We start from the raw sequence: 18,741 nt of genomic DNA on the forward strand, positions 1-18,741 counted from the left end.
TCCGATAGATCCAGCTGTAAGCTCCGTAAAATGAATGGCCGCTTGGCTCAGGAGGTGATCAAAATGGCAATCAGTGTGCAACCTGTCGATGGACTGATTTACCGACTGCTGCAGCAAAACAGCAAGGCTCCCTCCGCCGGCGATCGTCAGCAAGGAGCAGCTCCGGGCGGGAGCGGTGATCATGTGAATATCTCTTCCCAGGCCCGCGATCAGCAGCCGATGCACTCGGTTGAGTCCCAGCTGCATACCCGCAATGGTGTCAGTGAACGCAATTTGGAATCACACTTGCTTAACCTCTACAGATTGAATGATACATCTGGAGGCTGAATGTGGATCGGAGCCGATTGCTGCTGGCGGAGGATGATGAGGCACTGGCATTTCTGCTGGAGGAATACCTTGTCGAAGCCGGTTATGATGTAACTGTATTCCGCCGTGGCGATGACGCTCTGGCAGCGCTGAAAAGCGAACATTTTGACCTGGTATTGACCGATATTGTCATGCCGGGTGCTGACGGTCTCTCCCTGCTTGCCCATGTTCGCGAGCAGGAGGGTGATACGCTGGTGATCCTTATGACCGGTTACTCCGGTATTGAGAATGCCCTGCATGCGGTTGAGCAGGGTGCCTATGATTTCGTCAGTAAACCGTTTCAGTTGCCTGAAATTCGTGTTCGCCTGGATAATGCGGCGAGATATCAGCAGTTGCTGAGGCGCTGGCTGGAGGCTACCGGTGGTGCTTTGGTGACGATCGATACCCAGCGCAGCGCCGGTATGGCCGCTGTTCGTGCCTATGGTCGCCAGCTTGGCGGGGGGCGGTCGTGACGTTGAAAATTCTGATTGTTGAAGATCAGCCTGCTGTGCGCGAGGTGGTGGCTGAAATTGCCGGTGAGTTGTCCGGTGATGTTGAGGTGACTCAGGTTGGCAGCCTTGAAGAGGCAAGGTCAGCGCTGTGCTCTCAGGCCTGGAGTGGCGTGATTACCGATATGAGCCTTGGCGATGGTAATGCGCTGGAGATGATGGCGGCTCTCAAACAAGAGGGCGTCGTGCTGCCACCCACCATATTGATGAGTGGTTTTCTTACCTCGGCCCGTATGGAACAGGCTGTGGATCTTGGTATTGAGCATGTGCTGCCCAAGCCGTTTGCCCCGGATGTGTTGCTCAGTTGTCTGAATACGATGCTCAGTGCTTCCGTGCCGGATATATCTGACGGGAAGCTGGCTCACCGTGCCGCCCGCTCATCGGATCGGCTATTGCCCGAGATGTTTGAGATGGATCGGCGACTTGGGCTGGTGTATCGCATGTTTGATGAGATGCCTGCCCGGCAGGATGTCTCCGAGGTGTGCGCCAGTGCATTGAATCTGGCGATGGAAGTTGTACATGCGGATGGTGGCTACCTGGCCCTGTTTGAGCGGCAGCAGCATCAGCTGGTGCAGGTGGCAACAGAAGGGATGGGGAGTCTGCCCCGGACCTGTCATCTTGACGAAACCATCTTTCATGCGCTGATCAGTGGTGATGAGGAGCTGATCCAGTCGGCTTCGATGCGTGCCGATCTGCGCACCTGCTGGCCGGGGATGCGTGAAGGGCGTTTTGTTGCTGTGCCGGTGCGCTTGCAGGGTGTTTCTATGGGGGTGTTGTGCCTGCTGCATCCGGCCGAGGTGCCTCTGAAAGGGGAGACGCGGCAGATGCTCGGGCTGTTGGTCAAGAAGCTCGATACGCTGCTTGATAACCGGGCCGTACATGCGGCACTTGCTGCCAATATGCGTGAAACCCTGATTGCGCTTGTGCGCACGCTCGAGGCGCGAGACCGGTACACGCGTGATCACTCCGCTCGCGTTGGCGGTCTTGCTGCCATTCTGGCGCGGGACCTGGGGCTGGATGATGACCATATTGATCTGATTCGCACCGGAGGGCTGTTGCATGATATCGGCAAGTGCGGCGTGCCTGATGCCGTGTTGCTCAAGCCTGGTCGATATACCGACCAGGAGTTTGCCATTATGAAGGCACATCCGGCGATCGGTGACAATATTCTGGCCAATATGGATACGATGGTGCGCGAACGATTGATGTTGCGTCATCATCATGAACGCTATGATGGCTACGGCTATCCTGATCGCCTTGCCGGTGAAGGGATTCCATTTGATGCGCGCATTGTCTGTGTGGCAGATGCGATCGATGCGATGACGACTCACCGGGTTTACCGTATGGCGCAGCCGCTTTCTTTTTGTGTGGATCAGCTGAAGGCTGGTTCTGGCACGCAATTTGATCCGCAGGTTGTGGAGGTGGCCATTGCCGCGATTGAGCGCGGGGTGGTTCGGACACAGGCTGAGGCGCTCCTTCAGCAGGGGGATAGTGTGATGCCTTTGTCGGCTCTGATATCAGTAAAAACAGAGGTGCGTAAATATGCCTGATGCAAATCGAGATAATGGACGACAGGATTTCCGAATTGACGACATGATTCCGGTCAGTGACGAGAAGCTGACGCAGAGGCAGTTTGATCTCTACAAGACCAAGGTGGGAGTGCGTTCGCGGCAGAACAGTATGTTGCAGCAGATGGTCGGCAAGGATGTGTTTGCAGGCCAGGATCACCTGGGTATGAATCCGGATGTGGCGGTGGTGCTGGAGTCGCTGGATGCCAAGCTCAACTATCTGATTGGTGTGAATATGCTTAATGATGCCAGCCATTCCGATATGCAGGAGCGTCCGGTTAACCTCAGTGTGACCGGTATCAGTTTTGTTTCCGATGAATCATATGAGGTGGGTGATTTTGTGAAGGTGAACCTGATGCTTCCCTCCTTCCCGCCCTCCATTATGGACCTTGTCGGCACGATTGTGCGGGCGACAAAGATGAAGGATGGCCGTACCCGCATCGGCACCCGCTTCTATTATCGCTGCGATGATGAAGAGGATACAGTGGCGAAGTATGTCTACCGCCGGCATCGTGAGGCGATTCGTGCAGAAAACAGGAATGCCGGATTGTAAATAAGGGGGAGGTTTTGCCCTCCCTTTCTCTTGTGGTTCATGGTGACCGTGCAGTCACTGTTCGCTGACCTGCCTGTGGTTTAAGTTGCAGAGCGCTTGTTGTCTGACTGTTGAATTTCTCTCGCCATCAATTTTTGCTCCGCTTTACTGGCCGGAACTGTTTTGCGTGCCAATGCTTACCTGATTTCGTCCATTGCGTTTGGAGCGATAGAGCGCTTCGTCTGCCAGCTTGAATGTGGCGGCATGGCTTGTTCCCGGCTGGTGGGCTGCAATGCCGATGCTGATTGTGACGGAGATGTCGCCGAGGCGGGTGTGAAAAGGTTTGATATGCACGGCCTGACGCAGTGATTCGGCCAGTCGGGCACTTGTTTCGATGTTGGTGCCCGGAAAAATAATACAGAACTCCTCACCGCCGACGCGGGCCACAAGGTCGGTGCTGCGGATGCTCTCTTTTAGCAGTGCAGCCAGTTGTTGTAACACCTCGTCACCGACATCGTGGCCATAGGTATCATTGATCTTTTTAAAGAAGTCGATGTCAGTAATCAGAAAACAGAACTCATTGCTGCCCAGTGTATTAAGAAACTCGGCCAGCTGGCGTCTGTTGCCAAGGCCTGTCAGCGGGTCATTGCGTGCCTCCGATTCGGCCTGTGCCAGTTTGTTCGACATTTCAGATATCTTTTCCAGATTGGTCTGGATCGTGCTTTGCAGCCGCTCACTGGCGCTTGCCAGTTTTGCACCGGCCTGGACGATGCCCATGCGGGCGTCCTGTAGCAGCTTGCGTGCTTGCTCCACGTTGTCAGGCAGCTCCTGATCAAGCAGGAGTTTCACCTGCTTGAGTTCGGGGGAGTCTTCGCCTGCTTCCTGAAGCAGCGATGAGATGGCATCAAGAGACGGGTTCAGAGCTTCGATCAGTTGTTGTAGCTCATTTCTGAGCTCCGCATCATGTTTGATGTGGGTTTGCAGGCTGCGGGCAAGGTGGCGGGCCTTGTCGTGAATGGAGCCCTCAACGGTCGGGGCGCCGATTAGCCGGCAGCCCTGGTCAAGCAGTCGGCAGGCCGATGGGACATGCTGCAGGGCATCAAGAAGCAGGCTTTGTCGCTGTTCAACATGGGTCTGGACGGGTTGGCGGGCAGATGGCGGAATTTCTCCGTTGGCGCCCGGGCGGAGCAGGGCGCCATGCTCCGCATCCAGCAGGCGGGCGGTAAGCTGGCTGAGCCAGAGATAAGTGGCTGCGGGGACCGATGGTTCTCGCTGCATCGATTCGAGATCGGCAATCATCCGTCGTGTGGTGGCACGCAGTGCAGGGTCATCGGGCATGGCGGCGATGACAATCGGACGAATTTTGTCCATATCCTCCAGTAGTTGCTGAAGTATTTCCCGTTGACTGCTCATGACGGGTTACCCTTGCAAGGAGCGGATACGTTGAGCCTCGACGGCCAGCAGTGTTTCTGCCTGGCTCAGGGCTTTGCTGTCGGCACCCGGCGGCAGCTGTTGATGCAGCCGGCTGCGAAGTTGTTCAATGTCATCAAGCAGCTGTTGGGAGGGGGCATCACCTGACTCCAGATGCTGCATGGCCCGATCCAGCAGGGAGACGCTTTCCTGCAGTGTTTTCCATGCGAACTCCGCCTCCTGTCGCTCTTCCCTGGCCGGTTCATCGGTCACAGGGCGAACATCATTCACCTCTGCCTCGAACAGACTCTGGAATACGCCGTCAGTGCGGCCGGATGAAACCTTTCGTGTCTGCTTACCTGTGATCGGCAAATTGTTCTGTATTTTCATATGCTCTGTCCCTGGCCATGGTCTGTTACGCAAGGCAGCTGAATGATGTGCAGGCTGATTTGCTTGTCCGGATTTTTGGCAGCAAGAAAGAGGCCATTACGAAGCTGGAGTGATGATGGCTGGCGGTGCTGTAGCGCGGTGAAAGGGCTCTCTGGCGATTTATGCCTGCTGGTGAATTTTTGTTGACGCAGAGTGGGTGGTTCATTGAGGTTGACGGGGTATGCGGGCGCCAGGGTGCCTGTGAATAAGGAGGGGGTATGATGTCATCGGAAGAGCTGGCAACGGTTATGGGCTATTCAGCCAAATGGTATCAGGATACCGGCGATGTGCTGGTGGAGTTGAGCCTGCTTAACGGCAAGCGCAAGTCTCTTGGGCGTATGGATGCAGGGCAGGCTGCTGTGTTGCTGGCCATGCTGGGACGGAACGGCAAGAAGCTGGTTACCTACAAGGACGATCAGTACATGCAGGTCAGTGAGTATTACAAGTTCAGGTGATTGCAGGCTGAGCCTTCTGCCGGGGTGGGGAGCAGCTTACTGCTGCGTATAGGGGAGTACCTCGATAGAGAGGGCGTGTATGGCGTGCGGGAATAGCGGAGCCAGTGCCTGATGGATCAGGCGGTGGCTTTGTATGCGTGACTTGCCGGCAAATATTGCCGCGCAGATGTGCACAGTAAAATGGCCTCCGCCATGCGCTCTGGCTCCGGCATGACCGGCATGGCGGGCTGAATCATCCTCGATAGAGAGTGCCGCCGGCGCAAATGCTTCCGTTAGCAGCGCGTGGATATGCTGGCTTGTGTTGATGCTCACGCCTCTTCTTTTTTCGGGCGATACAGGATCATGATTTTACCGATGTAGTCGACCTCTTCTGCCTGGCACTGACTTGCAAGTGCATGTCCGCTTTCCTTGCGTTGCTCTTTTTCATCCATGGCAATGTGAACCTTGATCAGCTCATGAATGTTCAGGGCCAGATCTGTCTCCAGCACGAGGTTTTCCGTGATACCCTTTTGCCCGATGCGAATGACCGGCTTCAGGTGGTGGGCGCGAGCTTTCAGCTCCTTGCGATCTTTGCTGCTAATGGCCATATTATCCTCCGGAGCCGAATGATAGCATTGCTTGGCATAATTGGTATGCAATTTGCATGCATCTGCCGTATCGGTATCGGGAGGATCAGGGATGGGGGCGAGATGAATACGTTAAGGGAGGATCCGCATCGGGCAGTGATTCTGGGTGCCGGCCGCGGCGGCACAGCCATTCTGGAAATGTTGATGGAAGAACATCTGGTCAGCGTGGTTGGTATTGTTGACATCGATCCGGGGGCGCCTGGTTTGGCTCTTGCCAGACAGTATGATATTCCTGTCTTTCATAATGCTGAAGAGGCGATGCATGCCTGCGCTCCCTGCGTAGCCTTTAATATGACCCATAATGAGATGCTGGAGTCGGTTGCATCCGAAATTCTTGGTGCCGGTGGTGTGATCGGAGGGATGGAGGCCAAGCTGATTTGGCGCATTATCTCCAATATGAAAGAGGCCAAGGCCGAGCTGCATTTTCAGGCCAGTCACGATGCCCTGACCGGGCTTTATAACCGGCGTCATATGATGGAACAGTTGCATCAGGGGGTGTCACAGGCTTTACGGTACTGCCACAGCTATGCGGTTGTGATGCTGGATCTGGATCACTTCAAACGGGTGAATGATGAGTTTGGCCATGCTGCCGGAGATGTGGTGTTGTCAGCCATGGCGTCAATATTGCGTGAGAGTGTGCGGGATGCGGATATCGCCGGGCGCTGGGGTGGCGAAGAGTTTCTCGTGCTGCTTCCCCATACAGATCTTGATGGCGCCAGAAGGGCTGCCGAACAGTGGTTGAAACGGCTTGCGATGACCGCGCTCTCCGTGGGTGATGATCGATATCTTCATGTCAGCTTCTCTGCCGGTGTGGCTACGATTGAACCTGCCGATATCAAGGATGCAGGTAACGATGCGGTGAAGTCGATGGTTGAACATTTGTTACATATTGCAGATAAGCGATTGTACCGGGCCAAGGAGCAGGGGCGAAATCGTGTCATCGCCGGTGATGGTTGAGTTGCACGTCTGATCTATTCCATTTGTGTCGGTTGTATGCAGAGTTCTCGTCAACGGGCATAGCGTGAAACAGTGAATAAATTTGATATGGGCATGACTGAAATTGAGGACGGGGGGCAGGAGCAGCCTGCCGCTGTCCGCTTGCCATGGCGCATTCCGATTCGCTGGCGCTGGGCGATGCTTGTGGGTTTTGCGGTTGCAATTGCAGTAGTGGTTCTCTTTTTTATTATCCTTGATATCGAACGGGATGCCTGGTTGCAAAGTCAGGCTTCGCAGGCCGCACTGCAGGTCGACAGGCTCAGTGATGAGCTGAAATTGCCGCTGTTATCCGGCAGTAGTGTCGAGACAGGACTGGTCGTGCAGAAGTTCCTTGAAAAAGTGCCGGCGGTCTCCGGTGCGCTGATCAGGCATGTAAGCGGACGGGTGGACCAGTATGGAGAGCCCGGTGCTGTTGATGGGGTATTGAAAAGTCTGATTGATACCTCGCAGGTGCAGCGCTTGCCCGGGCGGGCACTCTGGTATACCCGTTCGGTATCCTATGCAGGCACACCGCTGGCCGTGGTTGCCGTCCGCTTTTCAAGCCAGGAGTGGGATGTCATTGCCGGCAAGTTGGTGATAAAAATCTCCATTGCTGCGGTTGTGGTGGTGCTCCTGTCGACCGTGCTGGTATTCTGGGTGGCCTCCCGTATGAGTCGCCCTATTGAACTGCTGGCCGGAGCCGCCAGAAAAGTGGCGGATGGGGATTATACGGTACGCCTGCCGGTAAGCGGTAATGATGAGATATCCGACGCGGTTTCCCAATTTAATGTGATGACACGTGAGCTGGCTCATAAGGAAGAGCTGCGCGCTGTTTTTGGTCGTTATCTGAATCCCAAGCTTGTGTCTGATGTGTTTGATGGCGGGGATGCGGTAGTTGAGAGTCACAGGCAGGAGATTTCCGTGCTCTTTGCCGATATGGTCCATTTTACCTCATTTTCGGAATCGCATGAGACCGAAGAGGTGGTGCGGGTGCTGAATAAACATTTTGAAGTGTTTCACCGGGTGGTGGCCTATTTCGGCGGACATGTGGACAAGTATATCGGTGATGCATTGATGGGGGTGTTTAATCATCCCGTCAACGATGCGGCACATGTGCGTCATGCCGCCATGGCGGCGCTTGCTATTGATATGGCTTGCATGCGTTTGGGGGTGCGCCAAAAGAGCGGTGAGCCGATTGCTTTCAGACTGGGGCTTAACTGCGGTCAGGCCATTGTCGGTAATATCGGTGCTGCACAGCGGCTGGAGTACACGGTCATTGGTGATGCCGTCAATGTGGCCTCACGCATGGGCGGCCTGGGAAGTGGCCGGCAGCTGTTAATGCCCAGAGAGACATTTGAACGATTGGGAGCAGGCTTTACCTTTACAGCGGTGGGGGAGTGCGAAATCAAGGGCATCAGCCGGAGGATTGAAGCGGGGGTCGTAACGGCCGAGAGTGATGCCGTGTTAAAAATGATAGCCTTTGCGGTGGATTTGGCATTTGGTTGTGATTTATCAGAGGATAGGCGCCACTCTATCGGCTAGGGAATCGCTGATTCATCCGGCAGGATAGCCGGACTGGACGGCTTTGCTGCCGCCGGGTGGAGAGGGGTTATCCACAAACACGTGCGATGCAGGGGAGATATGAGACGGAGTTACGGGTCGTTACCGGTTGCCATGATGGTTGCAGTGATGTTGTCTGCCTGTGGTATGGGCGGCCATGGCACCGGGGGCGTTGGTCTGCCTAAAGGTGTCGAGAGCATTGGTCTGATCAACTCCTATACCATGATCCGTCAGGACTTTGAAAACGGACGCATCATGCGGGCGCGCAGTCGCGCGCTTGCCATGCCTCAGGATCACCGGGATTATGATCGGGTGCAGGCCTACCTCAGGCAGACCATCGAGCCTGCCCGCAGGCGGGTGTTCACGCACTACCTCCAGATGGCCAGAAAGCTTGAGGCTGAGGGTTCATGGTCAGAGGCCATGTGGGCCTATGACCAGGCGACGGCCGTGACAGTCAAACCGGAGCTGATGGAAGCGCAGCGCGATGCCATGGAGTTGAAAATGCGCCAGCTCCGGCTGAACCGGTTGATTGAGCACAGGCGGGAGCTGGATAAGGCTCTGTTGAGTGATGCGCGTTACTATCGCCCTCCGCATGGGCTGGCTATGGATGATGAGCCATACAGTCGTCTTCATGAGCAGTATGAAGATCGCCTTGACGAGCGTGCCTCGCTGGCTATTCGTGAGGCCAGACGTTATTTGCATAAGGGGCTGCCCGAAATTGCCTATGTCGAGATTGAGTCCTATCTCCGTTTGCAGCCGGATGCGTCCGGAGGCAAACAGTTGCGTGAAGAGATCCTCGCCGCCATGCCAGCCGGCCTTGTGATTCCGGCTCCTGGCAATCATGAGGCGCGTGTGAGCGCAGGGGGCGGCAGGCCTGCATCTGATCAGCCTGTGACTGAAGAGGAGATTCAGGCCGCGTTAAAAGCGGGGGCATTGCTCAGAGCGAAAGAGCTGGCGCATGCTTTCCGGCGTAATGGCGGGGCGAATGCGTCCCAGCTTGTGGCACAGATCGACAAGCGGATTGAGGCTAAAGCTGCTGCACTCTTCACCTCGGGCAGCAACGAGTTTCGACAGGAGCACCTCGATCGGGCGATTGCGTTCTGGCGAGAGGCGGTTGAGCTGAATCCGGATGTGGCTGAGTATGTCGAGTCACTGCGCAGGGCCCGGCAGTTGCAGGATCGCTTGCGGCTGTTGCGCGATCAGCCGGGTACGGTTGCGCGCGAGCCTGACGGTCTTGAGTCCGAAATCAGTGGTGGCGAATCAGCACCGGGAAGGAAATAGTGTATGCACGATAGTATTGTAATGCCGAGAAAAAATACCAGGCAGGTTCAGGTTGGCAATGTGAAAGTGGGAGGTGGTGCGCCGATTGCCGTGCAGTCGATGACCAATACGCTGACCACGGATATCGATGCAACAGTGGCCCAGATCCATCGTCTGGAGCAGGCCGGTGCGGATATTGTGCGTGTGTCGGTGCCCGATCCTGAGTCGGCAGCGGCCATGCCCGAGATATTGGCGCAGACGAATGTGCCGATTATCGCGGATATTCACTTCAGTTATAAAATGGCACTGGCTTCGCTGGAAGCAGGTGTACATGGCCTGCGTCTTAATCCGGGTAATATCGGCGGACGCGATCGTGTTGAGCGGGTGGTGAAGGCTGCGGCTGAGCGCGGGGTCTCGATTCGTATCGGCGTGAATGCGGGCTCGCTGGAGAAGGAGCTTAACGAGAAGTATGGTGAGCCCTGCTCGGATGCCATGGTGGAGTCAGCCATCAATCATATCCGTATTCTGGAGGATATGAATTTTCACGATATCAAGGTGTCGTTGAAGGCGAGTAATATCCCCATGACGGTGGCAGCCTATCGCAAGCTGGCGTCGATGGTGGACTACCCGCTGCACCTCGGTATCACCGAGTCCGGCAGTCGTTTCGGTGGAACGGTCAAATCCTCCATCGGTCTCGGGCTGCTGCTGGCAGATGGAATTGGCGATACGATTCGTGTGTCACTGGCCGCAGAGCCGGAGGAAGAGATCAGGGTCGGCTTTGAGATTCTCAAGTCGCTGGGCTTGCGCCATCGGGGCGTGAATCTGATTGCCTGCCCGAGTTGTGCGCGTCAGAAGTTCAATGTCATCAAGGTCGTAGCCGAACTTGAGGAGCGGCTGGCTCATATCCATGAGAACCTGGATGTGGCGGTGATCGGTTGTGTGGTGAACGGCCCTGGCGAGGCCAAAGAGGCTGATGTGGGGCTTACCGGTGGTTATCCGGTGCACATGCTTTATCGTGATGGTGAAAAGTCTGAAAAAATAAAAAGTACGAATATGGTTGATCAGCTGGTCGAAGAGGTGGAGAAGCGGGCTGCAGCGATACGTCAACAGCAGGGAGAGTGACGGAGTATGAGTGAAAAAAAGCTACAGAGTATACGTGGCATCCATGATGGTTTGCCTGCCGAGGTGGCAAGGTGGCAGCGGGTTGAGCAGGCCGCGCGCAGGGTGTTCGGTTGTTATGCCTTTTCCGAGGTGAGGATGCCGGTGCTGGAGCCGACGGAGTTGTTTGTCCGTTCAATCGGTGAGGCGACCGATATTGTTTCCAAGGAAATGTATGCTTTTACCGACCAGGGGGGCGATCAGATTTGCCTGCGTCCGGAAGGGACGGCTGGTGCAGTGCGCGCCTGGCTGCAGGGGGGGCTGACCCGCTCAGGTACCCAGCGCTGGTATTATATCGGTCCGATGTTCCGCCGGGAGCGTCCCCAGAAGGGGCGTTTGCGCCAGTTTCAGCAGATTGGTGTCGAGATGTTTTCCGCTGCAGGTCCTATCGAGGATGCGGAAGTGCTGGCCATGGCGCATGCTTTTCTCAGTGAGCTTGGTATTCCCGGGCTGAATATCGAAATTAACTCTCTGGGCTGCGGGGCTTGTCGCCCTGGTTATCGGGAGAAGCTGACATCGTATTTGCAGCAGCGTGCAGGGAAACTGTGCGAGACCTGTAATGAGCGGATTGTCAGGAATCCTATGCGTGTACTCGACTGCAAGGTGCAAAGTTGCCAGCAGGAGCTGACCGATGCGCCGGAGATGGTTGCGCACCTGTGCGACGGCTGTGATGACCACTTTACCGGCGTGCAGAAAGGTCTTGATGCACTGGCGATTCCCTACCGGGTGAATCCGCGCATTGTACGGGGACTTGATTATTATAACCGTACGGCATTCGAGATTGTGACCGACAAGCTGGGCTCTCAGGGGACCGTGCTGGCCGGTGGTCGTTATGATGGGTTGGTGCAGGAGCTGGGCGGACCGGCCACACCTGCGATCGGATTTGCGGCAGGCCTTGAGCGACTGGCCATGCTGCTTGATGACGTGCCGCTGGCCACGCCCGATGTGGCGGTGGTGGTGCTTGGTGAAGAAGCCCTTGGCTATTCGCTGGCTCAGGCGGATGTGATGCGCAAGGCAGGCCTTTCCGTCGTGCACTGCGGGGGCGGCAGTGCGAAACGTCAGTTCAAGGTGGCAGATCGCGAGTTGGTTCGTTTTGTTGTCGCGGTTGGCGAGGATGAGATGCAGGCCGGTGTCGTGACGCTCAAGGAGATGCAAAATGGTCAGCAGCAGCGGTTGCCTGTATCCGAAGTGGTGACAGTGATAAAAGGGCAGCTGCTTTAAGCAGTTAGCACCGCACGGCCTTAATCTGGTCGTGCGGTGCTGCCAACGCATGGTGTTGAATGCTTGTGCTTTTGATGCAATCCAGCATAGTGCGACGCCTCCATGGAGAAGATCTTCCTTCTCCTTTGTTCTGCCGGGCCAGTCACTGATGGTCGCAGAACCGGAAATTATACAGTGCACCCACCTCTCTCAGTGAGTTAACTCGTTCGGGTGCTATGGAAATCAAAATTAATGACATTTAACGAACTTGGGCTTTCAGCCGAACTTCTTCGTGCTGTGGCCGATCAGGGGTATGACACCCCGACACCGGTGCAGGCCAAATCTATTCCTGTGATTCTCGAGGGGCACGACGTGCTTGCCGGAGCTCAGACAGGAACCGGCAAGACGGCCGGATTTACGCTGCCAATGCTGCAGTTATTGCACAGGGAACATCCCGAGCGCCATAAGAGACATCATATCCGTGCGCTGGTGCTGACGCCGACGCGTGAGTTGGCGGCACAGGTGGAGGAGAGTATCCACACCTATGGCAAATACCTGCCATTGCGCTCGGCCGTTGTATTTGGCGGTGTGGGGATTAATCCGCAGATCGAGAGGCTCAGGCGTGGCGTCGATATTCTTGTTGCCACCCCCGGTCGCCTGCTCGACCTTGTCGGGCAGGGTAAGGCGGATCTGGCCCATGTTGAGTTTTTTGTGCTGGATGAAGCCGATCGTATGCTTGATATGGGTTTTATTCATGATATCCGCAAGGTGCTGAAGCTGCTGCCAAAGCAGCGGCAGAACCTGCTGTTTTCAGCGACATTTTCCGATGAAATCAAACAGCTGGCCAGTGGCTTTCTGCGTTCGCCTGTGTTTGTCGAGGTGGCACGCAATGAAACCACCCATCAGGTGACCCAGGTGGTGCATCCGGTCAGTAAATCAAAAAAACGGGCGTTGCTCACCCATCTGATCAAGGGCGGGGACTGGCAGCAGGTGCTGGTGTTTACCAAGACCAAGCATGGTGCCAACAAGCTGACCACCCAGCTGGAGGGCGATGGTATCGTCGCTGCGGCCATTCACGGTAACAAGAGCCAGACGGCGCGTACCAATGCGCTGGCGGGTTTCAAGTCCGGGGCTGTACGTGTGCTTGTGGCGACCGATATTGCTGCCCGGGGGCTGGATATTGACCAGCTGCCGCATGTGGTGAACTTTGAACTGCCGCATGTGCCTGAGGATTATGTGCATCGTATCGGTCGTACCGGACGTGCAGGCAATACCGGAGAGTCGCTCTCTCTGGTCAGTGCGGATGAGAACAAGCTGCTGCAGGGTATCGAGCGGCTGATTAAAAAGTCTATTCCGAAAGTTGTTGTGCCGGGCTTTGAACCGAATGATGCGGAAGATCAGGCTGCTACTGCCCAGTCGCAGCAACAACGCCGACAGCCCGAGCAGCGCCGGCAGGGTGCGCAGGCACCGCGCAAGCCGCAGGCGGCCCGCAATCGTCGTCCGGGGCGCCGCGAGCGCAATGCCGGTAAGGTCTGATACCTTCAGGGAGGGGGCTGTTGGCGTTTGCCATGGCCCCCGTTGCCGTGATTATGGCGGCAGTGCACTGGCAGGGTTATTGCAGGCACAGGGGTTCCTCTGCGAGCGGATTCCCTGTCAGAGTCTTTGCAGCTATTCGCCCGTGGCGCGCGTGAACGGCATTGCTGTGCTGCGTGCATCGATGCAGAAGCTTGCTGGCACTTCTGTTTAGGGGGATGCTGATTTATTGCCCTCCTGGCAAAAATCAGTTCGCAAAGGCACCCGGCCGGTGTTCGAATCAACCCTGTTTTTAAGTTGCTGTGCTGTTAATCGTCACGCCGAATAAAGCGGATGATCTGCCTTCGTGCGCGCTTGTCCGGTCTTTTTTCCGGTGCAGGGGCAGCATTCAGTTGTCGCTGTTTTTGTAATGCTTCTCTGGCAGCAATGCTGGCCGGAGACTCTTCATAGAGTGTCCGGGCTACACTGGCCGAGCCTCTTTTTTCCGCCAGTCCTGTTACGGTGATAACAAAGTGTTCCTGTTGGCGCTGGAGGCGGACGCAATCACCGATACGGATGGTTCTCGAGGCTCGAATGACGGTGTCGTTGACCTGTACGTGGCCGGCATTGGCCGCTTCTGTGGCCAGGCTGCGTGTTTTAAAGAAACGTGCGGCCCATAGCCATTTGTCGATACGTACCTGTTCACTCATGCCGATAATCTATGTGCCAACTTGAAATGGTGCTACAGCCGTTGTTGCGACCAGGCTGGCTGCCACAGGTGTATTCTTCGCACCTGTTTCGTGGTTGCCCGAAGCATAAATTGTCGCCAACCGGCCAGTGGTCGGATGTTCTCTCAGGAGGAAGTTGATCTTATGCGCAAGACAATGGTAACCATGGCTGCATTGGCAGCACTTTCACTGGCTGTTGCTCCGGCAATGGCGCAGGCAGAAGGCGACAGTGCACCAGTTCGGCATGAGGCTGCAAAGCATGAGGCTGCAGCGCAGACGCACAAGGCAGAGACTGCAAAGCATGTGAAAAAAGAGCAGGGTCATGAGAAGAAGCATGTGAAAGAAAAAGCTGAGAAGAAGCATCACAAACAGGATAGCAAGCACGAAAAGCAGGAAAAGAAGGAAAAGAAACACAAGAAGGAAAAGTCACCTGCAGCCAGCTCCGGAGCGGGCGAGGGCGCCGGCCGCTAGGGCGATCTGTCAGCGGGATTGAGGTTGAAGCCCTGCCCGTTGCGGCAGGGCTTTTTGTTGTGTGGCCGTCGGTTGCTGACGGTTAGCCGTAGCAGGCTTCCCACTCGGCCTGTGAGCTGAATTCAAGGCCGAGCTGCTTGAGCAGGCCATCATGGATGTTATAGATCAGGCCGATCACATTGACCTCCTGTCCCCGCTTCCATGCTTCGCGCACAATGGTGTTGCGGCAGATGTTATGCACCTGTGCCTTGACGTTTAATTCAGCCAGCCTGTCCCAGCGGGCCTCCTTGTCGAGGGCGGAGAGCTCGGCCTTGTGGCGGTGGTGAATGAAGCGAATCTGATCCAGCCACAGATCCACCGGCTGGGTGCCGCTATGCATCAGTGCTGCATGCACCCCGCCGCAACCGTAGTGACCGCAGACAATCACATTGGGTACCTTCAGTTCATCGATGGCATATTCAAGTACCGCCAGGCTGTTCAGGTCGTTGGTGGCAAAGAGGTTGCCGATATTGCGGTGGACAAAGATCGAGCCCATCGGCAGTCCGATCAGCTTGTCCGGTCCCACGCGGGAGTCCGCACAGCCGATCCAGAGCAGTTCGGGCGATTGCTCCTGTGCCGCACGGATAAAGTACTGTGGATCCTGTTTTACCTTCGACTGGGCCCACTGATGATTGGCGGCGAGCATTTCCTTGATTGATCGCATGGAGTGTACTCTAGGGGAGGATCCTGCTTTGGCAATTCTGGTGTTGCGGCCTGTACGGAAAGGCGGTGTTACGTGACTCCTTGCTCCTTGCATCTTACCTCTCTATAGTGCGCCCCCTGATTTTCGGAGGTTATAAGCATATGGCAACAGTAATTCGCCTGACCCGTGGTGGCCGCAAAAAGCGCCCTAATTATTCTGTAGTGGTGATGGATAGCCGCAAGCGTCGCGATGGTGTCTTTATCGAAAAGCTTGGCTACTTTGACCCATGCAAGGATCCTGAAGTGATCCAGCTCGATCTTGAGCGTGTAAAGGCCTGGACCGACCAGGGTGCTCAGGTATCTGATCGCGTTGCCAGTCTGATTGCCAAAGCATCTGCCTGATTAAGCATGTCTGAACAGAAGTCTCGGACAGGGGCTGTTTGATGACTTCTGTGTCACTTCTTCATATTGGCGATATTCTCGGGGCACATGGCCTTAAGGGATCGCTCATTGTTTTTTCGCATACCCGGCCTGCGCAAGCAATCGCCGGGTATTCGTGCTGGCTGATTGGAAAAAATGAGGCCACTGCCCGAAGCTATCAGGTCAGGCGCTGCTGGCAGCATGGCAAGCGCATGCTGGTGGAGCTCGATGGTATTACTGATTGCGATCAGGCACTGCTGCTGAAGCAGTGTCGGATATGGGTGCCTGCGTCTGTGGTTGAAACAGATGATGATGAGTATCTGTGGGAAGAGCTGATCGGCTGTGATGTTGTGCTGGATGAGGGGCAGGTGCTGCTTGGTTCGGTGACCGGGCTCGAGGAGTATGGTGCTCAGGACAACCTTGTTGTGCAGACGCCTGAAGATGCCGAGTCTCCGGGAGAGTGGCTGATTCCCTTTATTGAATCTGTCATTGTCGATGTTGATCTGGAAGAGGGACTTATTTCGGTTGTGTTGCCGGAGGGGATGGATGCATGTTTCACGCCCAGGTCCTGACACTCTTTCCGGAGTTTTTTGACTCACCGTTGTCCTGCTCTATTCCCCGCCGGGCGATTGAGGCCGGTATTGTTGCGGTCGACTGTATTCAGATACGTGATTTTGCCACCGGCAGACATCGCAAGGTGGATGACAGTCCTTACGGTGGTGGTCCCGGCATGCTGATGAAGCCGGAGCCGGTTGTGGCTGCGATTCGTGAGGCCAGATTGAGGCAGCCGCAGACACATGTGGTGATGCTGACGCCATCCGGTGCGCCATTTAACCAGTCCAGGGCGCTGGAATTTACTGAAAAATCGTCTATTACTCTGCTCTGCGGTCGCTATGAGGGCTTTGATGAGCGCATTTGTGATTATGTCGATGAGCAGATTTCACTTGGTGATTATGTGCTTTCGGGTGGTGAGCCTGCCGCCATGTGTGTGCTGGATGCTGTGATCCGATTGCTTCCGGATGTGCTGGGGAGTCCGGAGTCCGCAGTGCTCGATTCATTTACCGAGGAGGGTATTCTCGACTGGCCTCATTATACGCGTCCGGAAGTGTTTGAAGGGAAGGCTGTGCCGGACGTGCTTCTTTCGGGTCATCATGCCGAAATTGAGGTCTGGCGGCGGGAGCAGGCGCTGCTGAGAAGTCGTCGCAGGAGCTGAGGTGGTTTGCCCGGGCAGTGTTTACGGTCGCTGCTCAGGGGTGGAGATGTTGTGCGGGAAGGTGCGACATCTCTTTTTTACCGTGTAAGGGTTGGGGGAATTGATATGATGGGGGTTCTGCTTGCGGTGCTCTGCTGGCTGGTCTGGCAGATGTCGCCGGAACATGTTGCGGTGCTGGCCTATGACCGGCATGCGATTGTGGCAGGTGAATGGTGGCGTTTATGGACTGGACACCTGACGCACGCAAGACATGTCGATCTTCTGGTTAATAGTGCGTTGTTATTTCTTTTCGGGGTTCTTTCTTTCCGTTTTACGCGCATATGGCAGGAGGTGCTTTGCTATATGCTGGCGATGCCGGCGTTGTCCGGTTTGTTGTTGATTGTTTCGTCTCACACCCAGATTTATCATGGTGCATCCGGGCTGGCAGCCATGGCGGCCATGATTGCCTGCTGGTTTCTTGTGCTTGAAAGTGAGCGCTTTACCCTGGGGTACTGGCTGGGGGTGTCGCTGCTGCTGGCTTTTGCTGCCAAGGTGGGGCTTGACGGGCTGGCGGTATTGTCGCCGGTGCGTATGCCGCGGCCTGAGGCCGGTGTGGGGTGGATGGTGCAGTTGTTTGGTACCTTGATGGGGCTGGCCTTTTTCAATGCATTGCATCAGGGGGCTGTCACCAGTGAAGGGCGTAATGTGCAGTATCAGCAGGGCGAGGCGCAAAAGGCGATCCCGCGCAAGCTCAATGGAAGGCCGCCGCGTGGCTGAAATTGCAGTTGCTCTGGTTCATTATCCTGTGATGGGGCGCGGGGATGCTTCGGCAGTGACGGCGGTGACGCCGATCGATGTGCATGACTTTGCCCGCAGTTGTGCCTTTTACGGGGTCGGTCCTGTTTATCTGGTGCATCCGGCAGAAGGGATGCAGCAGCTGGTGCGCGATATGCTTGATTACTATTTGCACGGCGCTGGCGCAGTTCGCAATCCTGATCGCGCTGAGGTGTTGTCGGCGGTGCGGATTGTGAGTTGTCTTGAGGATGTGGTTTCTGAAGGTGACTATCGCTTGTGGTATACATCGGCAACGCCACCGGGGGCTGTTTGCACCCGGCCGGAAGAGCTTGCGCGTATGCCCGGGAAACAGCTGATTGTGTTCGGTACGGGGCAGGGGCTGGATGTAAAAAAACTGCCGGATGCAAATGGATGGTTGTCACCGATAGAAGGTGCCGGTAAAGTGCGCCACCTTTCTGTCAGGGCCGCCTTGGCGATCTATCTTGATCGTCTTGCTCTGGTCTGACCGAGGCAGGTTTTGGAGGAATAGAAGATGCGTGCACTGGATGATATAACCAAGGATCAGTTGCGTGATGATATCCCGGCATTCCGTGAGGGCGATACCGTCCGCGTGAATGTGCGCGTGGTAGATTATAAGGATACCAAGAAGGGCGTAGAGCGCCGCGAGCGTATTCAGGCTTACGAAGGCATTGTGATTGCCCGTCATAATAACGGCATCTCCAGCAGCTTTACTGTGCGCAAGATGTCCGGCAACGTGGGTGTGGAGCGTGTGTTCCCGCTGCACTCTCCGATGATCGAGAGTGTCAATGTAATCCGTCATGGCCGTGTTCGTCGTGCCAAGCTTTACTATCTGCGCGAGCTGCGCGGCAAGGCTGCACGTATTCGCGAGCGCCGTTTCTAAGGATTCGTTTTTAC

General features: G+C 55.8%; 25 protein-coding genes. 19 read left to right on the forward strand and 6 right to left on the reverse strand.

Annotation, left to right across the window (positions count from 1 at the left end; genetic code table 11):
- Nucleotides 1-63 precede the first annotated feature (63 nt).
- The 4 genes from FEF65_RS00200 to FEF65_RS00215 are packed head-to-tail and all read left to right on the forward strand — an operon-like array spanning nt 64 to nt 2,975.
- Complete coding sequence (locus FEF65_RS00200) at nt 64-327, forward strand: hypothetical protein (RefSeq protein WP_138237778.1); 264 nt, start codon at nt 64-66, stop codon at nt 325-327.
- Between the two features lie 2 nt (nt 328-329).
- On the forward strand, nt 330-818 hold the full coding sequence (locus FEF65_RS00205) for a response regulator (RefSeq protein ID WP_238701076.1): 489 nt from the start codon (nt 330-332) through the stop codon (nt 816-818).
- Nucleotides 815-2,404: an HD domain-containing phosphohydrolase gene (locus FEF65_RS00210; RefSeq protein WP_238701077.1), complete on the forward strand. Its 1,590-nt coding sequence runs from the start codon at nt 815-817 to the stop codon at nt 2,402-2,404. Before FEF65_RS00205 ends, FEF65_RS00210 begins: the two co-directional genes overlap by 4 nt.
- Nucleotides 2,397-2,975 (forward strand): PilZ domain-containing protein, encoded by a 579-nt coding sequence (locus tag FEF65_RS00215; RefSeq protein ID WP_138237779.1) that lies wholly within the window; start codon nt 2,397-2,399, stop codon nt 2,973-2,975. The genes FEF65_RS00210 and FEF65_RS00215 overlap by 8 nt, the downstream gene beginning before the upstream one ends.
- Nucleotides 2,976-3,119: 144 nt before the next feature.
- On the opposite strand, the gene FEF65_RS00220 is transcribed toward FEF65_RS00215, so the two are convergent.
- On the reverse strand, nt 3,120-4,367 hold the full coding sequence (locus FEF65_RS00220) for a GGDEF domain-containing protein (protein ID WP_138237780.1): 1,248 nt from the start codon (nt 4,365-4,367) through the stop codon (nt 3,120-3,122).
- Between the two features lie 6 nt (nt 4,368-4,373).
- Nucleotides 4,374-4,754 carry a hypothetical protein gene (locus FEF65_RS00225; RefSeq protein ID WP_138237781.1) on the reverse strand — a complete coding sequence of 127 codons (381 nt, stop codon included), beginning with the start codon at nt 4,752-4,754 and terminating at the stop codon, nt 4,374-4,376.
- Nucleotides 4,755-5,011: 257 nt separating this feature from the next.
- Between FEF65_RS00225 and FEF65_RS00230 the strand changes: the two genes are divergently transcribed.
- On the forward strand, nt 5,012-5,248 hold the full coding sequence (locus FEF65_RS00230) for a hypothetical protein (protein WP_138237782.1): 237 nt from the start codon (nt 5,012-5,014) through the stop codon (nt 5,246-5,248).
- A 36-nt stretch (nt 5,249-5,284) separates the two neighbouring features.
- Here the strand turns inward: FEF65_RS00230 and FEF65_RS00235 are convergent, their stop codons facing one another.
- A complete protein-coding gene (locus FEF65_RS00235) occupies nt 5,285-5,560 on the reverse strand; it encodes a BolA family protein (RefSeq protein ID WP_138237783.1) in 276 nt (91 codons plus the stop codon).
- A complete protein-coding gene (gene yhbY / locus FEF65_RS00240; RefSeq protein ID WP_138237784.1) occupies nt 5,557-5,835 on the reverse strand; it encodes a ribosome assembly RNA-binding protein YhbY in 279 nt (92 codons plus the stop codon). The genes FEF65_RS00235 and yhbY overlap by 4 nt, the downstream gene beginning before the upstream one ends.
- 102 nt (nt 5,836-5,937) lie before the next feature.
- Between yhbY and FEF65_RS00245 the strand changes: the two genes are divergently transcribed.
- The 7 genes from FEF65_RS00245 (at nt 5,938) to FEF65_RS00275 (ending at nt 13,774) form a co-directional block, all read left to right on the forward strand.
- Nucleotides 5,938-6,831, forward strand: a complete 894-nt coding sequence (locus FEF65_RS00245; protein WP_238701078.1) for a GGDEF domain-containing protein — start codon at nt 5,938-5,940, stop codon at nt 6,829-6,831.
- A gap of 72 nt (nt 6,832-6,903) precedes the next feature.
- Nucleotides 6,904-8,391, forward strand: coding sequence for an adenylate/guanylate cyclase domain-containing protein (locus FEF65_RS00250; protein WP_238701079.1), 1,488 nt, complete (start codon nt 6,904-6,906; stop codon nt 8,389-8,391).
- A 99-nt stretch (nt 8,392-8,490) separates the two neighbouring features.
- The gene (locus FEF65_RS00255) at nt 8,491-9,690 is read left to right on the forward strand and encodes a 4-hydroxy-3-methylbut-2-en-1-yl diphosphate synthase (protein ID WP_176582332.1); all 1,200 of its coding nucleotides are present in this window, start codon (nt 8,491-8,493) and stop codon (nt 9,688-9,690) included.
- 3 nt (nt 9,691-9,693) lie between these two features.
- Nucleotides 9,694-10,791 carry a flavodoxin-dependent (E)-4-hydroxy-3-methylbut-2-enyl-diphosphate synthase gene (ispG, locus tag FEF65_RS00260; protein ID WP_138237785.1) on the forward strand — a complete coding sequence of 366 codons (1,098 nt, stop codon included), beginning with the start codon at nt 9,694-9,696 and terminating at the stop codon, nt 10,789-10,791.
- 6 nt (nt 10,792-10,797) lie between these two features.
- Nucleotides 10,798-12,048, forward strand: coding sequence for a histidine--tRNA ligase (hisS, locus tag FEF65_RS00265; protein ID WP_138237786.1), 1,251 nt, complete (start codon nt 10,798-10,800; stop codon nt 12,046-12,048).
- A 231-nt stretch (nt 12,049-12,279) separates the two neighbouring features.
- Nucleotides 12,280-13,563, forward strand: coding sequence for a DEAD/DEAH box helicase (locus FEF65_RS00270; protein WP_138237787.1), 1,284 nt, complete (start codon nt 12,280-12,282; stop codon nt 13,561-13,563).
- Nucleotides 13,547-13,774, forward strand: a complete 228-nt coding sequence (locus FEF65_RS00275) for a (2Fe-2S) ferredoxin domain-containing protein (protein ID WP_138237788.1) — start codon at nt 13,547-13,549, stop codon at nt 13,772-13,774. The genes FEF65_RS00270 and FEF65_RS00275 overlap by 17 nt, the downstream gene beginning before the upstream one ends.
- Nucleotides 13,775-13,868: 94 nt before the next feature.
- Here the strand turns inward: FEF65_RS00275 and FEF65_RS00280 are convergent, their stop codons facing one another.
- Nucleotides 13,869-14,249, reverse strand: a complete 381-nt coding sequence (locus FEF65_RS00280) for an RNA-binding S4 domain-containing protein (protein ID WP_138237789.1) — start codon at nt 14,247-14,249, stop codon at nt 13,869-13,871.
- 162 nt (nt 14,250-14,411) lie between these two features.
- Here FEF65_RS00280 and FEF65_RS13320 point away from each other — a divergent pair, with 162 nt between their 5' ends.
- Nucleotides 14,412-14,738: a hypothetical protein gene (locus tag FEF65_RS13320; RefSeq protein WP_161595134.1), complete on the forward strand. Its 327-nt coding sequence runs from the start codon at nt 14,412-14,414 to the stop codon at nt 14,736-14,738.
- A gap of 82 nt (nt 14,739-14,820) precedes the next feature.
- Here the strand turns inward: FEF65_RS13320 and FEF65_RS00290 are convergent, their stop codons facing one another.
- Nucleotides 14,821-15,441 carry a carbonic anhydrase gene (locus FEF65_RS00290; protein WP_138237791.1) on the reverse strand — a complete coding sequence of 207 codons (621 nt, stop codon included), beginning with the start codon at nt 15,439-15,441 and terminating at the stop codon, nt 14,821-14,823.
- A 140-nt stretch (nt 15,442-15,581) separates the two neighbouring features.
- On the opposite strand from FEF65_RS00290, the gene rpsP reads away from it, so the two are divergent.
- The 6 genes from rpsP to rplS all read left to right on the forward strand — a co-directional run bounded on the left by rpsP (nt 15,582) and on the right by rplS (nt 18,727).
- Nucleotides 15,582-15,821: a 30S ribosomal protein S16 gene (gene rpsP, locus FEF65_RS00295; protein WP_138237792.1), complete on the forward strand. Its 240-nt coding sequence runs from the start codon at nt 15,582-15,584 to the stop codon at nt 15,819-15,821.
- Between the two features lie 41 nt (nt 15,822-15,862).
- Nucleotides 15,863-16,411, forward strand: a complete 549-nt coding sequence (gene rimM / locus FEF65_RS00300) for a ribosome maturation factor RimM (RefSeq protein ID WP_138237793.1) — start codon at nt 15,863-15,865, stop codon at nt 16,409-16,411.
- Nucleotides 16,390-17,052 carry a tRNA (guanosine(37)-N1)-methyltransferase TrmD gene (gene trmD / locus FEF65_RS00305; protein WP_138237794.1) on the forward strand — a complete coding sequence of 221 codons (663 nt, stop codon included), beginning with the start codon at nt 16,390-16,392 and terminating at the stop codon, nt 17,050-17,052. The genes rimM and trmD overlap by 22 nt, the downstream gene beginning before the upstream one ends.
- A gap of 105 nt (nt 17,053-17,157) precedes the next feature.
- A complete protein-coding gene (locus FEF65_RS00310; RefSeq protein ID WP_238701081.1) occupies nt 17,158-17,808 on the forward strand; it encodes a rhomboid family intramembrane serine protease in 651 nt (216 codons plus the stop codon).
- On the forward strand, nt 17,801-18,331 hold the full coding sequence (locus tag FEF65_RS00315) for an RNA methyltransferase (protein ID WP_138237795.1): 531 nt from the start codon (nt 17,801-17,803) through the stop codon (nt 18,329-18,331). The genes FEF65_RS00310 and FEF65_RS00315 overlap by 8 nt, the downstream gene beginning before the upstream one ends.
- Before the next feature lie 27 nt (nt 18,332-18,358).
- A complete protein-coding gene (gene rplS, locus FEF65_RS00320) occupies nt 18,359-18,727 on the forward strand; it encodes a 50S ribosomal protein L19 (protein WP_138237796.1) in 369 nt (122 codons plus the stop codon).
- The last annotated feature ends 14 nt before the right edge of the window (nt 18,728-18,741 follow it).

The organism is Mariprofundus erugo, assembly GCF_005818865.1.
Taxonomy (GTDB): Bacteria; Pseudomonadota; Zetaproteobacteria; order Mariprofundales; family Mariprofundaceae; genus Mariprofundus; species Mariprofundus erugo.